General features: G+C 68.2%; 10 protein-coding genes. 4 read left to right on the top strand and 6 right to left on the bottom strand.

The window, feature by feature from the left end; genetic code table 11:
• Positions 1-78: 78 nt before the first annotated feature.
• Positions 79-3,288: an efflux RND transporter permease subunit gene (locus tag SVA_RS00385; RefSeq protein ID WP_096457179.1), complete on the top strand. Its 3,210-nt coding sequence runs from the start codon at positions 79-81 to the stop codon at positions 3,286-3,288.
• Between the two features lie 9 nt (positions 3,289-3,297).
• Here SVA_RS00385 and SVA_RS00380 read toward each other — a convergent pair whose 3' ends face one another.
• The 4 genes from SVA_RS00380 to SVA_RS00365 are packed head-to-tail and all read right to left on the bottom strand — an operon-like array spanning position 3,298 to position 6,003.
• Entirely contained in the window at positions 3,298-3,801 is a 504-nt protein-coding gene (locus SVA_RS00380; RefSeq protein WP_197703302.1) for a hypothetical protein, read from the bottom strand.
• Positions 3,802-3,826: 25 nt separating this feature from the next.
• Positions 3,827-4,369 carry an AhpC/TSA family protein gene (locus SVA_RS00375; protein ID WP_197703301.1) on the bottom strand — a complete coding sequence of 181 codons (543 nt, stop codon included), beginning with the start codon at positions 4,367-4,369 and terminating at the stop codon, positions 3,827-3,829.
• A gap of 16 nt (positions 4,370-4,385) precedes the next feature.
• A complete protein-coding gene (locus SVA_RS00370) occupies positions 4,386-5,414 on the bottom strand; it encodes an NAD-dependent epimerase/dehydratase family protein (RefSeq protein ID WP_096457177.1) in 1,029 nt (342 codons plus the stop codon).
• Between the two features lie 28 nt (positions 5,415-5,442).
• On the bottom strand, positions 5,443-6,003 hold the full coding sequence (locus tag SVA_RS00365; RefSeq protein ID WP_096457174.1) for a TetR/AcrR family transcriptional regulator: 561 nt from the start codon (positions 6,001-6,003) through the stop codon (positions 5,443-5,445).
• Positions 6,004-6,033: 30 nt separating this feature from the next.
• On the opposite strand from SVA_RS00365, the gene SVA_RS00360 reads away from it, so the two are divergent.
• Positions 6,034-7,245 carry a metal-dependent hydrolase gene (locus SVA_RS00360; protein ID WP_169923912.1) on the top strand — a complete coding sequence of 404 codons (1,212 nt, stop codon included), beginning with the start codon at positions 6,034-6,036 and terminating at the stop codon, positions 7,243-7,245.
• Positions 7,246-7,337: 92 nt separating this feature from the next.
• Here SVA_RS00360 and SVA_RS00355 read toward each other — a convergent pair whose 3' ends face one another.
• Positions 7,338-9,539 carry a primosomal protein N' gene (locus SVA_RS00355; RefSeq protein WP_096457168.1) on the bottom strand — a complete coding sequence of 734 codons (2,202 nt, stop codon included), beginning with the start codon at positions 9,537-9,539 and terminating at the stop codon, positions 7,338-7,340.
• A gap of 441 nt (positions 9,540-9,980) precedes the next feature.
• Complete coding sequence (locus tag SVA_RS00350) at positions 9,981-12,329, bottom strand: putative bifunctional diguanylate cyclase/phosphodiesterase (protein WP_096457165.1); 2,349 nt, start codon at positions 12,327-12,329, stop codon at positions 9,981-9,983.
• A gap of 234 nt (positions 12,330-12,563) precedes the next feature.
• Between SVA_RS00350 and SVA_RS00345 the strand changes: the two genes are divergently transcribed.
• Together SVA_RS00345 and SVA_RS00340 are read left to right on the top strand one after the other, a co-directional pair.
• Entirely contained in the window at positions 12,564-13,448 is an 885-nt protein-coding gene (locus SVA_RS00345) for a fructosamine kinase family protein (protein ID WP_096457162.1), read from the top strand.
• A 161-nt stretch (positions 13,449-13,609) separates the two neighbouring features.
• On the top strand, positions 13,610-14,563 hold the full coding sequence (locus tag SVA_RS00340) for a hypothetical protein (RefSeq protein ID WP_096457159.1): 954 nt from the start codon (positions 13,610-13,612) through the stop codon (positions 14,561-14,563).
• Positions 14,564-14,699: the final 136 nt, after the last annotated feature.

Below are 14,699 nucleotides of genomic sequence, written 5' to 3'. Positions count from 1 at the left end.
AATGTTGGATCGACGAGGCGCGCGACGCGCACCTCAATTCGACATCAAGCGTTAAAGATTTCTTTTCGCTGACACGTCATGGTTGACCGGCAGCCCGACCAAGCGCCGAACCTCGCCGGACGGGTCGCGCGCTACTTCATCGACAGCAAGCTGACGCTGCTGATCGTCGTCGTCGCGCTGCTCGCGGGCCTGCTCGCGCTGCTCACCACGCCGCGCGAGGAGAATCCGCAGATCGTGGTGCCGGCGGCCAACATCATCGTCGCGAAGCCCGGCGCCTCGCCCAGGGAGGTCGAGCAGCTCATCGTCAAGCCGCTCGAGGCCATCCTGCAGGGACTGACGGGGGTCGAGCACACCTACGGCGTCGCGATGGACTCGCTCGGCGTCGTGTCCGTGCAGTTCTTCGTGGGCGAAAACAAGGAGGACGCGCTGGTCAAGCTGTACGACCGGATCATGTCCAACCTCGACCGCATGCCGCCCGGCACGCGGCAACCGCTCGTCAAGCCGGTCGATGTCGACGACGTGCCGATTCTCACCATCTCGCTCGCCTCGAACCGCATGGACGACCGGCAGCTGCGCCGCATCGCGACCGATGCGCTCGAGCACCTGCGGCGGGCGGACGGCGTGTCGGCGTCCTTCATCCACGGCGGACGCGCGCGCCGCATCAACGTCGACCTCGATCTCGAGCGCATGCGCCGGTACAACGTGACGCTGCTCGACATCCGTCGCGTCCTCGAGGCGACGAACGTCGACATCCCGTCCGGCACGCTGGTCTCCGGGAATACCGTGAGCACGGTGGCCGCCGGCGGCTTTCTGCGCTCGGCCGAGGACGTGGGCAACCTGGTGGTGGCGCTTCAACAGCACCGGCCCGTCTATTTGCGGCAGGTCGCGACGATCGTCGACGGCCCCGGCGAGATCGAGCGGGTGCACCGCATCGGCTTCGGACCCGCGCACACCGGCGCCCGGCTTCCCGATCTGGAGACAAACGCGGTCGTGATCGCGCTCGCCAAGCGCCAGGGCACGAACGCCGTGCGCGTCGCGGACGCGGCGCTCGCGGAGCTCGAGGCGCTGAAGGGAACGGTGATTCCCGATTCCGTCGCGGTCAACGTCACGCGCAACGACGGCGAGCGCGCGAACGCCGCGGTCGACTTCCTCATGCAGAAGCTCGCCATCGCCATCGCCACGGTGGTGCTCCTGCTCGTGATCTTTCTCGGCTGGCGGGCGGCGTCGATCGTCACGATCACCATTCCGCTGATCCTGTTCATCACGCTCGTGGTCGGCATGCTCGCGGGGCAGAGCATCAACCGCATCACGCTGTTCGCGCTCATCCTGTCGCTTGGGCTCCTCGTCGACGACTCGATCGTCGTGATCGAGAACATCTTCCGGCACTACGCGCAGAAGGGCGCGGACCGGCTGAAGAGCGCGGTGGCGGCGGTCAACGAGATCGGCCATCCCACGAACCTCGCGACCTTCACGGTGATCCTCGCGTTCCTGCCGATGCTCTGGGTCACGGGGATGATGGGGCCGTACATGCGCCCGATACCGTTCAACGTGCCGGTCGCGATGATCACCTCGCTCTTCATCGCCTACACGGTGGCGCCGTGGCTCGCGTACCGCTGGTTGCGCGTGACCGGGGGGCCGCACGCCGCGGAGGCCCACGAGCACGCCCCCGGCTGGCTCGAGCGCGGCTACGGCGCGGCGCTCGCGGGGCTCCTCGCCAGCCGGCTCGCGCGCAACGGTTTCTTCGCCGCCGTCGCCGTCCTGATGGCGGCGGTGCTGGCGATGCCGGCGTTCGACCTCGTGCTCTTCAGGATGCTGCCGAAGAACGACACCAATACGTTCAACATCACGGTCGACCTGCCCGAGGGCACGGCGCTGGAGGAAACCGACCGGGTCGCACGGCTCGTGGGCGACGTGGTGCGCGCGCACCCGCAGGTCTGGAGCTACGAGACCACCGTGGGCGAGTCGGGCGTGATCGACTTCAACGGGCTGCTGCGCGGCGCCGGCCTGAAGCGCGGGCCGCACGTCGCCGAGGTGCGCGTGAACCTGCGCGACAAGGCGCTGCGCCACGCGTCCTCGATCGACATCGTGCTCGGGCTCCGCGAGCCGATCGCCCGGGTCGCGGCCTTGACCGGCGCGAACATCAAGCTGGTCGAGGACCCGCCGGGCCCGCCCGTGCGGGCGACGATTTTGGCCGAGCTCTACGGGCCCGACTACGAGCGCCTGCGCGCGATCGCCGAAGAGCTCCGGCGCGAGGTGTACGCGCGGACCGCCGATGTCGTCGACATCGACGACTCGAACGCCGCCGCGACCACCGAGTACCGCATCGACGTGAACCGCGAGCGCGCCGCGCTCGCCGGCATCCTCCCGGCGCAGGTCGCCGAGGCGCTCGCCGCCTTCCTCGGCGGCTACGACGCGGGCACGGTGCATCTCGAGGAGGAAAAGGAGCCGGTCGCGATCCGTTTCCAGATCCCGCAAAGCGACCGGGTCGAGCCCTCGGACCTGCGCAAGATCTTCTTCGTCAATCCCCAGGGGGCGCGCGTGCCGATCACGGAGATCGCGGAGATCCGCAAGACGACCGCGGGGCAACCGATCCACCACAAGGACCAGCGGCCGGTCGTGTACGTGACGGGCGAGCTCGCGCGGACCAGTCAGGTCTACGCGGTGCTCGACATGTGGAACTACCTGCGCAAGCAACCGCTTCCGTCGGGCGTGACGCTCACCCAGTACTTCATGGCCGATCCCGACACGCAGGGTTACGCCTTGCGCTGGGACGGCGAGATGCGGCTCACGCTCGACGTCTTCCGCGATCTCGGCGCGGCGTTCGCCGTGGCGATCGTGCTGATCTACCTCGTGCTCGTCGGCTACTACCGCTCGTTCGCGATTCCGCTGATCGTGATGGGCGCGATCCCGCTCACGGTCGTCGGCGTGCTCCCCGGCCACGCGATCATGGGCCAGCATTTCACCGCAACCTCCATGATCGGCGTCATCGCGCTCGCCGGCATCGTGGTGCGCAACTCGCTGCTCCTCATCGACTTCATCCTCGAGCACGAGCGTGCGGGGCAACCGGTCAAGGAGGCCGTGCTCGCCGCCGGGCGCACGCGGCTGCGGCCCATCCTGCTCACGGCGCTCGCGATCATCCTCGGCACCGCCATCATCATCACCGACCCGGTGTTCGGCGGGCTCGCGATCTCGCTCATCTTCGGCACCTTCGCGTCGACGGCGCTCACGCTGTTCGTGATCCCGCTGATCTACTTCCTCTACGCCCGCCGTCAGGGCGCCGCCGCCTGAGCGGCTGCCTCAGGCCCACAGGCGCCGCCACCAGCGACGGCGACTGTTCGGGACCGGCACGCCGTTCTCGAGGGGGCGCGGGGGAATGCGGCTCAGCACCCGGCCGGGCAAGGGCGGGTTGTCGCTGAAGCCGCATTGCATGCCGGGACGGTGCGGATCGAAGATCTTGACGAAGGCGGGCGCGGCCTTGTCGTCCACGTACACGATTCCGCAATAGTCCTCGTCGTGCTCGCGCCGCAGCAGCACGTCGATCTCGGCGATGAACCGCCGGAACGCCTCCGCCGCCGCGGGCGCGTGAGGCACCGGTTCGCCGACGGCATAGACGAACCAGCCGGCACCCGCGTTCGCGCACAGGCGCTGCCACAGTTCGTCCAGGTCCCGCCAAGTGAGTACGCCCGTGAAGCGGCCGCGAAACGCCGCATGGAACGCTCGGGCGGCCGGTTCGTCGGGGTCCGACTCGGCGCTGCTCGTGGCTATGCCTCCGACGCGTTGCCGTTCAAGGATGGCGCTCATCCCCAGCGGTTTTTCTTCGCGCGTGTCACGCGTGCAGGCGCGCCAGCCCGAGAAGTCGATCCACCGACCACTGATCGTCGGCATGCACGCCGTAGTGACATGCGCGCACGCGGCCGTCGCTGCCGATCAGGAAGTCGGCCGGCAGGCCGAGCATCGCCGCCCCGTTGGCCGGGAGCGCCGGCAACCGGGGCCACATCACGGCCACGCCCCGCGCGGCCGCGGCCCAGGCGCGCGGATCGAGCACCGCCCGCGCGCCCGAGCCGACGCCAAAGGCGTCGTACAGCTCTCCGCCCGGGTCCGCGATAACCGCAAACGGCGCGTCCTCGTAATGTCGTCGCAGAGGCGTCGCCGGCGAACGGAACACGACCACTTCCCGAACGCCGGCCGCGACGATGGCGTCATGGTCCCGCGCGACCGACCGCAGATGCAGGCTGCAGAAGGGGCAGCCCGCGAACCGTCGGAACTGAAGATGGACGAGCCGGGCGGGATCGGGAATCGCGACCGTCTGCGAGCGGATCGAGACCACGGCCCGCTGTCCCACCTGCACTCCGACGTCGAGGCGACCCAAGCGCGATTCTCCAGCGTCAGGCGGGCTGGGCGAGGCGAACCCAGGGATAGCCTGCGCTCATCAGATCGGCGAGATGCTCGCGCACCGCCGTGCGCCAGTCCTTGCGGGGAACGTAGCCGAGCTTGGCGCGCGCGTAGTCGTTCGGGCACACCCAGCTCTCGCACAAATGCACGATCGAGCGCGTCAGGAACGGCGACGACCCGGGCAGCACGGGATGAAGTTTTTCCATCAGCCACCCGAAGGCGTAACCGGCGACGTACGGCACGCTGTAGAGCGGCCTGGGAAAACCGGTTTCGGCCGCGACGAGCTCGATCACCTCGCGCAAGGTGGGAAACTCCGTTCCGCAGACATTGAACGACTCGTACGGATCCAGACCGTCGGCCACCGCCGCCAGCGCGAAGGCATTGCCGAGATCCGTGTCGGCGACGATCGGGAAGCGCTTGCGTCCGCCCGCGAGCCAGGGAACGAGATAGGTGCGCAGGCGGGGCACGAGCGCGGGGAGCGTGCCCAGGCGATTCCCGACGCCGACGAAATGCCCCAGGCGCAAGGTCACCATCTGCGTGCCGCGCTGCGCCTGCTCGCGCATGTAACGGTCGAGGTCGATCAATCGATCGAGATGCGGCCAGAATCCGGTGTGGTGCGTGGGGGCGAAGTCGTCCCGGGGCGCGCCGTCCTTCGCGACGGCGGCGATGGCGACGGTGCTCGCCTGAATGAACCGCCCCACCCCGTTCCCGATCGCCTGCTCGATCAGGTCCCGCGTGGGCTCGAAGAAGCGCTCCCGCTCGAGGGCGTCATGGTTCCACATGGACGCCCACGAGGCCGCGTGGCAGATCGCGTCGACGTCGCGCGTCACCGCGCGTCGGTATGTCGCGTCGAGCAAATCGCCCGGTCGGATCTCTCCATGGAATACCGGCGGCAGCCGTTCCGGATGACGGCAGGCCGCGATCGGCTCGATGTCGGGATTCGCCATGAGCGCCACGAGCACATTGCGGCCGAGAAAGCCGTTGGCGCCGGTGACCAGTACCCTGCGTCTTCGCCCGCTCATGGGCTCTCCCTTCTCGTCGACGGTTCCGTTACAGCGCTTCGATCCAGGCCTTCAACCGCCGCGCCTCGCTCTCGATATAGCGGGGCGACCGGAAGCTGTGCGTCAGGAGCGTCGCCCCCTGCAGCGCCGACATCACGTGGACGGCGAGCTCGCGCGACTCCGCCCCCTTCCCCAGCGCGCGAAACTGCATCTCGAGCCAGTCCAGGAACTCGGCGAACATCCCGCTGGCCGCCTCGGCGAGCGGCCCGCCCTGCTTGTGCAGCTCCTGGCACAGGCTGCCGATCGGGCAGCCGCTGCGGGCGAGGAGTGTGCTGTTCTCGACCGTCATCTCCACGAACGCGCGGAGACGCGTCTTGGGATCCGGCTCGCGGTCCCAGGTCGCGCGGCGCGCGCGGTAATGTTCGCCGCGCTGCCCGATAAGGGCGTCGCCGAGCGCCTCCTTGCTGCGGAAGTAGTAGTAGACGTTGCCGAGCGGGACGCCCGCGGCCGCCGCGATGTCGGCGAGCGAGGTGGCGTGGTACCCCTGCCGCTGAACCAGCTTGTCGGCCGCTTTCACCAGCCGGGTGCGTTTGTCGCCGCGGGTCGCCATCGTATGTTAGTTGACCAACTAACACGCAGGATGGGCGCCGTCGCCGGATTTGTCAAACGGGACGGCCGGCGCCTCGCGACCCTGCTGCGACTCGCGAAGGTGCAGTGGAGGCAGGCGGGGGATGCGAGCGCTTATACTCCAACGGCAATGGACACGCTGACGCATGCGCTCTCCGGCGCGCTCCTCGCGCGCGCCACGGAGCCGCGCTCCCCGACGCCCGGGCAGCTGCCGCGCCGGCTGCGGCAGTGGGTCGGTTTCTGGGCGGCGGCGTTCCCCGACAGCGATTTCGTCCTGCGCTTCATCGATCCGCTGATGTACCTCACGACCCACCGGGGCATCACGCACTCGATCCTCCTGCTGCCGGTCTGGGCGCTTGGACTCGCGTACGCGTTCATGCTCATCACGAGGCGACGCTACGACTGGCGCGCGTTCCTGGCCGTCTGCGCGCTCGGGATCGCGATCCACATCCTCGGGGACGTCATCACGGCCTTCGGCACCATGGTGTTCGCGCCGGTCTCGGACGCACGCGTGGCGCTCCCCTTCACGTTCATCATCGATCCGTACTTCACCGGGATCCTCGCCGCGGGGCTTCTCGCCTCGGCGCTCTCGCGGCGCGGGCGGCGCGCCGCCGTCGCCGGGCTCTCGGTGCTCGTGGCCTACGTCGGATCTCAGGCGATGCTGCACGAGCGGGCCGTGCGGGCGGCCGAAGCGTACGCCACCGCGCGCGGCGTCGACGGAACCGCGCACGCCCTGCCACAGCCGTTTTCGCCGTTCAACTGGATGCTCGTGATCGAGCAGGAGCGGACCTACCACCTCGCCTACGTCAACCTGCTGCGACGCGAGCCGGCCGCCCGTGCGCCGGACGCGGGCTGGTTCACCCGGGTCTACTCGTCCTACGCGCCGGTAAATCGGGCCGAATGGTTGCAGGTACCCCGGTTCGGGACGAGCCCGATGGAAGCCGCGCTCGCCGAACGGGTCTGGCACCTCGATCTGCTCGACCGCTATCGCCACTTCGCGCGCTTTCCCGCCCTTTACCGCATCGACCGGGGCGACGGACGCACGTGCGTCTGGTTCAACGACCTGCGCTTCGCCCTCGTCGGCCGGACCATGCCGTTTCGCTACGGGGCATGCGAGGAAGCGGGGACATGGCGGCTCCGCCGCCTCGTCGGCGACGGCCCGGGGACCTTCGACCCCCGCGCCGGACTATTCCGCGAATACCGCGCCGCCGAAGTCCGGGGGTAGCGGTTTGAGCGGCATCCGGGGCAGCCGGGCGCTTCTTCAAAGGGTGCGATCGGCCCCTTTTGGAGGACTACGTCAGGTCGGGCGGACCGCCCTCAGTACAAGTCCGCGGGGTCCACGTCCAGCGACCAGCGCACGCGCCGCGCCTCCCTTGCCTCCTCCAGAAGGGACAACCACTCGCGCAGAAACGCGTGCAGCGGCGCCCGCCTGCGGGACTGCACCAGAAGCTGCGCGCGATGGCGCCCGGCCCGGCGCTCCATCGGCGAGGGCACGGGATCCATGATCTCGAGCTCGGCGCGCGGGCAACGTTCGGCGAGCGAGCGCGCCAGGCCCAGGAACTTGAGTGCGCCCCCCGGCGAGGACGACTCGGCCCGCAGGAGCGCGAGGAAGCTGAACGGCGGGTAGCCCGCTTCGCGCCGCTCCAAGAGGGCGTCGTCCGCGAACTGCCGGTAATCACCCAGCCGAAGCGCGCCGAAGAGCCCGTGGTCGGGATGGTAGGTCTGGATGAGCACCCGTCCCGGCTTTTCGGCCCGACCCGCGCGCCCGCTGACCTGGACGATCTGCTGGAACAGCCGCTCACCCGCGCGGAAATCGACGCTGTAGAGGCCCTGGTCGGCGTTGATGACGCCGACCAGCGTGACGTTCGGAAAATCGTGACCCTTGGCGAGCATCTGGGTCCCCACCAGGATGTCGGCCTCGCCGGCACGCACGCGCGCAAACGCCGATTCGAGCGAACCCTTGCGTCGCGTGGTGTCGCGATCGATGCGCACGATGCGCGCCTCGGGGAACATCCGTTGCAGCGCACCCTCCACCCGCTCCGTGCCCTCGCCGAGCGCCCGGAGTCGTTCGCTCCCGCAAGCCGGGCAGTGCTTCGGCACGGGCCCTTCCGCCCCGCAGTGATGACAGCGCAGCCGTGCGCTCGCGCGATGCAGGGTCAGGCGCGCGTCGCATCGCGAGCAGGGCGCGAGCCAACCGCAGTCGGGACAGAACCAGACGGGCGCGAAGCCGCGGCGGTTGAGGAAGAGCATCGCCTGCTCCCTTCGAGCCAGGCATTCGCCGATCGCCTGGCGAAGGGGGCGGGAAAGGCTCTCGTCGGGCGCGAGGCGTCGCATGTCGAGGAGATCCAGCGCCGGGGGGTTCGCCGCCCCGGCACGGTCCGGCAGCGACAGGTACGCATAGCGGCCCCGCTGCACCTGGTAAAGGCTTTCCAGCGAGGGCGTCGCGGACCCGAGGACGATGGGCACCCCCGATCGGCGGGCGCGCATGACCGCGACGTCGCGCCCCGAGTAACGGAACCCGTCCTGCTGTTTGTACGAGCCGTCGTGCTCTTCGTCCACCACGATGAGCCCCAGTCGCGGCAGGGGCGTGAAAACGGCCGAACGCGTGCCGAGCACGATCGCGGCTTTGCCTGCCCGCGCGCTGAGCCAGCCACACGCCCGTTCGCCATCCGATAGCCCCGAGTGCAGCACCGCGATCGCTACGCCGAACCGGGAGCGGAAGCGGTCCACGAGCTGCGGTGTCAGCGCGATTTCCGGGACCAGAACGAGCGTCTGGCGGCCCGTCGCCAGGACCGCTTCGATGGCGCGCAGGTAAACCTCGGTCTTGCCGCTCCCGGTGACCCCGTGCAGCAGGAAAACCCGAAATGCCCGCGATGCGAGAACGGCCCGGACGGCATCGGCCTGCGCGGCATTCAGGGCCGGTGGAGGCAGGAGGGTGCGCGGAACGGGAGCGAGGCAGTCGCGCTCGCGGCGTGCTACCCATCCGGCGGCGACGAGGGCCTTCATGCCTGCCTGCCACCGCGCGGAGATCCGGACGAGTTCGTCTGCAGTGAGTCCTTGCTCTTCCTTTTTCAGTGCGGAGAGAAGCCGCAGGCGAAGCGGTGTGCGGTTGAGGCTCGCCTCGTTCACTGCGCGGCCGGCTGCGGTAATCGCCCACACGCTATCCCCCGCGGCGCTCGCAGGCCGGTCGCCCCTCAGGCGGACCGGCAGGGCGGATTGCATGACCTCGCCGATCGGGTGGTGGTAGTAATCGGCGGCCCAGGTCAGGAGATCCATCACTTCCGGAGGCAGCAGCGGTTCCTCATCGAGGACGCCCAACACCGCTTTGAGACGGGCCGTCGGTACTGATGACGCGGTGGCAGTGCCCGTCACGACGCCCACGACTGCCCGGCCGCGCCCGAGGGGCACACGCACGCGCACGCCCGGGCGGGGGTCGCCGGAAGACGGAGGGAGATAGTCGAAGGTACGTCGAAGCGGCGCGGGCACTGCCACCTGCACAATGCGCGGCGTCTCGGACATGCGGCGACTTTATCACAGGCCCTTGCCGGTGCCGGGGCATGTGAAACACATGATCCACGTTATGGCTTTCGGTAGCTTCAGCGGCTAACTGGTTGTTGAACAAGAACACCGTGGTTATCAACAAAAACTGTGGATAAGGCTGTTGATGATCTTCTCCGAAAACCAGGATGTGCCGGAAAGCGTCGTACCGCCGCTTCTTTGACTAAAAGATAATCGCGTTGGATAGCTGAGTTAAAACATGGACATAGGATGTCCGCCGCGAAGATTGAAGACGTGCGCAGGGAAAGTTCCGGCCAGATCTGCGTTTTTTGACACGTGTGCATAAATCCGAAAGGGAACTCGGATGCAATGTCAATGGGTTTTCGGACGCACGGGGAGGGTAACGCGGGGTTGGCGTGTCCGGCTGCCGCGCCAGCCCGAAGATCGGGGCCGCCCGGTGCTTCAGGAGGAACCGACGGCGTCCGGGCTGAGGCCCCATGTGGACTTCGCCAGCCATTCGATCAGCTCATCGGCCAGCAGCGGCCGGCTGATGTAAATGCCCTGCACGCAGTCGCACGCGCGGTTGCGCAACCGCGCCAGCGCGTCCCCGTCGTCGACCCCTTCGGCCACGACCTCGAGGCCGAGGTTGTGCGCGAGGTCTATGCTGGTCCGGACGATCGTCGCGTCATTCTCGTCGCGAAGCAGGCCGGCGATGAAGGAACGGTCGACCTTGATCGCGGCAAACGGCAGTTTCTTGAGCGAGGCGAGCGATGAATAGCCCGTGCCGAAGTCGTCGATCAGAATGCGAAAGCCCATCGCCGACAGCCTCGGCAGCAGCTCGAGCGAGGTGCGCGCCTCCGCGAGCAGCGCGCTCTCGGTCACTTCGAGCTCGATCCAGGACGGCGAGGCCTGGTGTACGGCGAGCTGCTCCGCGAACTCCTCGGCGAGATACGGGTCCTGGAGGTCGCGCACCGAGAGGTTGATGCCGATGGGCACCGCAAGCCCCCGGGCGCGGAGGTCGGCGGCCGTTCGCAGCGTCTCGTGGACCACCCACCGGGTCAGGCTGCGCACGAGGCCGGTCTGCTCCAGCAGCGGCAGAAAACGCTCCGGCAGCATCAGCTCGCCGCTCGGGTGGCGCCAGCGCACGAGCGCCTCGACGCTGGTTACGCGGTCGGTTTCGAGACGCACGATCGGCTGGTAGTACAGCACGAACTGTTCCTGCTCGACCGCCTGGCGCAGCTCGCCCATGAGCGCAAGGCGTGTCGGATGATGGTGATCCATGCGCGAGTCGTAGAACGCGTGCCCGCAGCCCGCGTTCTTTGCGGCATACATCGCGACGTCCGCACGCTGCGTGAGCGTGTGCGCATCGATCCCGTGGTCGGGGTACAGCGCGATGCCGATGCTGGTGCCGACATCGAGGTTGTGGTCGTCGATCTGGAACGGGGCGCGCAGCGTCTGCAGCAGCATGCGCGCCGCCATGTCCGCGTGCTTGCCGTTCACGGTCGGCAGAAGGATCGCGAACTCGTCCCCGCCCATGCGCGCCACGGTGTCCGATTCACGCAGCTTTCCGCGCAAGCGCAGCGCGACCTGCTGGAGCAGCCGGTCGCCGATGTGGTGCCCCAGCGTGTCGTTGATGTCCTTGAAGCGGTCCAGGTCCATGATGAACAGGGCGAAGGACTTGGCTTCGCGGCGGGCGGCGTTGATCGTCTGCTGCAGCCGGTCGTGAAACAGGGTGCGGTTCGGGAGTTGGGTGAGCGGATCCGTAAAGGCCATGCGCTCGAGGTTGGCGTAGAGCTCCTCGAGCTTCGTGGTCATTTCGTTGAAATCCCGCGCGAGCTCGACGACCTCGGCGTTGCCGCTCACCTCGACCCGTTTGCCGAGGTGGCTTTCGTCCTGGCGCACGAGCCGCAGCTGGTCGGTCAAGGCGCGCAGCGGCGCGATCGCCGTCTTCTCGAGGAGCGCGAGGGCGACGAGGACGAAGAGCAGCATCACGCTCGCGGCGACGCCGATCACGGCATTGCGCGTCTGCGCGAGCGTGGCGTAGAAGTCCTGCTCGTCGCGCGCCATGGCCACGACCACGTAGGTCTTGCTGTCGGTGTAGGCGTTGAGCGCGTACTGTGCGACGAGCGTGCGCTCCATCGCGTTCGGGTCCGGCCAACGGGGCGACTCGTACAGCGACGTGCCGTCGGTCATCGACAGCCGAAGCGGCATCCCGGTCGCCGACTCCATGTCCACGAGGTTCTTGAACAGATCGACCACGACCTGAAGGTAACCGGCCGTCGGCTGCCCCAGCGGCAAGATGGCACTGTAGTAGATTCGATCCTGGACGAGGCAGTTGCCCGACAGCAGCCTGCCCGCGCCCTGACGGCGCCGGGCGACGCCGACCAGGTGCTCGCAGAGCGCGGCGCGGGCCGGCGCGACGCCTCCGGGCAGCCGGCCGGCAATCGGTTTCAGGTCGGCGTCGTAGACGTGGAGCTCGACAGGGCGGATCTCGCCGTTGAGAACCGCGTTGTAACGGAAGACACCGGCCAGCACTTCGCCGAGCACGCTCGCGTCCCGGGACGCGAGCGCCTTGGCCAGACGGGGGTGGTCGGCCGCGGACATGGCCAGGCCCCGGGATTCGTTGTCGAGATGGGTGCGCGTGTCGTTGAGGCGGATGCGGATCTGCTCGACCAGCGCGGCGCGCTCGTTTTCAATGGCGTGCTCGCGGTAGATGCTGGCGGTGACGAGCACGAGGCCGATGGCGAGCGCGCCCATGGCCACGATCGTGACCACCATGCTGAACCGCATGGAGAACCGGTTGAGGAGCATTTCTTGGCGTGCGGGGGCCGTTTTCGACCCCGCTTCTGGGTCCCCTGCGAGTCGTGGGCTCGTCTGTCCTTCGTAACTATGTGCAAATGGGATGCCAGCCTCGCGCGGAGATCGTAAGCAGAGACAGGCGATGCGCCCGCATTTTCAAAGGTTTGCGGATCGACCTGCCTTGATCTGGCCGGACTGGCGGGTGCGCCTTACCATTCGTGCTCCGGTCCAGAAGCCATTGCAGCAATGCCAGACGACTGGGCGGCGGTAGCCGCCGCGATTTCCCGGGCCACGGGCGCCCCTTTCCAGGTTCGGTCGTCCCAGGCGGTAGGGGGCGGCTGCATCAACAGCGCGGTCCTTCTCGCCGACAAGGACCGGCGCTTTTTCGTGAAGACGAATAACGCCGCAAGATCGGCGATGTTCGCCGCGGAAGCCGAGGCGTTGGAAGAACTTCGCCGCGCTCGAGCGGTTCGGGTTCCGGAACCCGTCTGCCACGGTGTCGACGGGGACCGGTCTTTTCTCGTTCTCGAGTACCTGGACCTCGAGCCCCTGGAGGGGGCTGCGCCGGAACGCCTGGGGCGAGCGCTCGCGGCCCTCCATCGGGTCACCCGATCGCAATTCGGCTGGAACCGCGACAACACCCTCGGCTCGACCCCGCAGCCGAATACGCCGACGGACGACTGGGTCGAGTTCTGGCGCGTCCGGCGACTCGGCTTCCAGCTCGAGCTCGCCGGCCGAAATAGCTATGGACCTCGCGTTACGGCCAAGGGGGAAAGGCTGGCACACCGCCTCGACCGCCTGCTCGGCGGTCATCGGCCGGCCGCCTCCCTGCTCCATGGCGACCTGTGGGCGGGCAACGCGGCGGCGACGGGGGGTGAGCCCGTGATCTTCGATCCCGCCGTGTACTTCGGCGATCGCGAGACGGATCTGGCCATGACCGAGCTGTTCGGCGGCTTCCCGACCGTCTTCTATGACGCCTATCGCGAGGCCTGGCCGCTCGACCCCGGCTACGCGGTGCGCCGGGTGCTCTACAACCTGTATCACGTGCTCAATCACGTGAACCTCTTTGGCGGCGGTTATCTCGGCCAGGCCGAGCGCATGCTCGATCGCCTCTTGGCCGAGGTGCGCTGACGAACCTGGCCGCGCTCGCCCTCATCGCGCTCTTTCTCGTCCTCGCGGGAGCCCTGCCGCTCCTCGGTGCGTGGCTCGCCGGCCGGCCCCTCGAGCCCTATCTCCGGTTTCCGCCGCAGACGGAGCCGGCCGGGCCGGGGGACTTCCACTGGCCTGCTTTCGTGCTCCTCGGCGTCTTCGTGCTGGCCGTGATTTCGCCCTTCGCCCTGCGCGCGTTTCGGGCGCCCGCCCGGGAGAGCGCGCGACCCGAACGCCCCTTCCCGTGGTGGGGTTGGCTCGGGGTGGCCATCACGGCGATCGCATGGGTACTCGCGTGGAACCGGTTTGCGTGGTTCTCCGGCCTGCAGCCCTACACGTTCACTCCGCTCTGGATCGGCTACATCCTTACCGTCAACGCCCTCACGTACCGGCGCACCGGACATTGCATCATGCGGGACCGGCCCGGCTGCTTCCTCGCCCTCTTTCCCGTCAGTGCGGCGTTCTGGTGGTACTTCGAATACCTGAACCGGTACGTTCGCAACTGGCATTACGCCGGTGTCGGGGCACTCGAGCCGCTCGAATATCTCGTACAGGCGACACTCCCGTTCGCGACCGTCCTTCCGGCCGTGCTCGGGACCTCGGAGTGGCTCGCGTCGTTTTCCCGTCTCGACGCGGCCTTCGTCGGATTGCCGCGCATGCGATTACCCGCAGCCCGGATCCTCGCCCCGTCCGGGCTCGCGCTCGGGTGTTTCGGTCTCCTCGGCGTCGGCCTCTGGCCGCAGTATCTCTACCCCGTGGTCTGGATGGCGCCGGTGCTGGTACTGAGCTCGCTGCAGGCCCTGAAGCACGAACCGCACGTACTCTCGGGCGTGGCCCGCGGCGACTGGCGAGCGGTATGGCAGCCGGCGCTCGCCGCACTGCTCTGCGGGTTCTTCTGGGAGATGTGGAACTGGCGCAGCCTGGCGCATTGGGTCTACAGCGTGCCCCTCGTGCATGGTCTGCCCGTCTTCGAAATGCCGCTTCTCGGGTATGCCGGCTACCTGCCGTTCGGCCTCACGTGCGCGGCGGTCGGCTTTCTCGTCTGCCGGTACGGAGGAACCCCCGCGTTGGCGCCACCGCGTCGTCGCGATGCGTGACGCAAAACCCGGCGACCGCGCTTGCCGGTCCGCCGGCAAAGGAGTTAGATAGCGGACGTCATTCTGCAGCGCGCCCGGTAGCCGCAATGTCGGCGAGGCAATAACGGGTCGTACAACAATCAATAACGGAGCACCA

The sequence above is a fragment of the Sulfurifustis variabilis genome (genome assembly GCF_002355415.1).
Taxonomy (GTDB): domain Bacteria; phylum Pseudomonadota; class Gammaproteobacteria; order Acidiferrobacterales; family Sulfurifustaceae; genus Sulfurifustis; species Sulfurifustis variabilis.
Note: the sequence above shows the minus strand (reverse complement) of the source record. Positions and strands in the feature narration are given on the sequence as shown.

What these genes read in the sequence shown, in the direction of transcription:
- SVA_RS00385 (WP_096457179.1), top strand. Translation starts at nt 79, where the DNA reads ATGGTTGACCGGCAGCCCGACCAAGCGCCGAACCTCGCCGGACGGGTC.
- SVA_RS00380 (WP_197703302.1), bottom strand. Translation starts at nt 3,801, where the DNA reads ATGAGCGCCATCCTTGAACGGCAACGCGTCGGAGGCATAGCCACGAGC.
- SVA_RS00370 (WP_096457177.1), bottom strand. Translation starts at nt 5,414, where the DNA reads ATGAGCGGGCGAAGACGCAGGGTACTGGTCACCGGCGCCAACGGCTTT.
- SVA_RS00365 (WP_096457174.1), bottom strand. Translation starts at nt 6,003, where the DNA reads ATGGCGACCCGCGGCGACAAACGCACCCGGCTGGTGAAAGCGGCCGAC.
- SVA_RS00360 (WP_169923912.1), top strand. Translation starts at nt 6,034, where the DNA reads ATGGGCGCCGTCGCCGGATTTGTCAAACGGGACGGCCGGCGCCTCGCG.
- SVA_RS00355 (WP_096457168.1), bottom strand. Translation starts at nt 9,539, where the DNA reads ATGTCCGAGACGCCGCGCATTGTGCAGGTGGCAGTGCCCGCGCCGCTT.
- SVA_RS00350 (WP_096457165.1), bottom strand. Translation starts at nt 12,329, where the DNA reads ATGCTCCTCAACCGGTTCTCCATGCGGTTCAGCATGGTGGTCACGATC.
- SVA_RS00345 (WP_096457162.1), top strand. Translation starts at nt 12,564, where the DNA reads ATGCCAGACGACTGGGCGGCGGTAGCCGCCGCGATTTCCCGGGCCACG.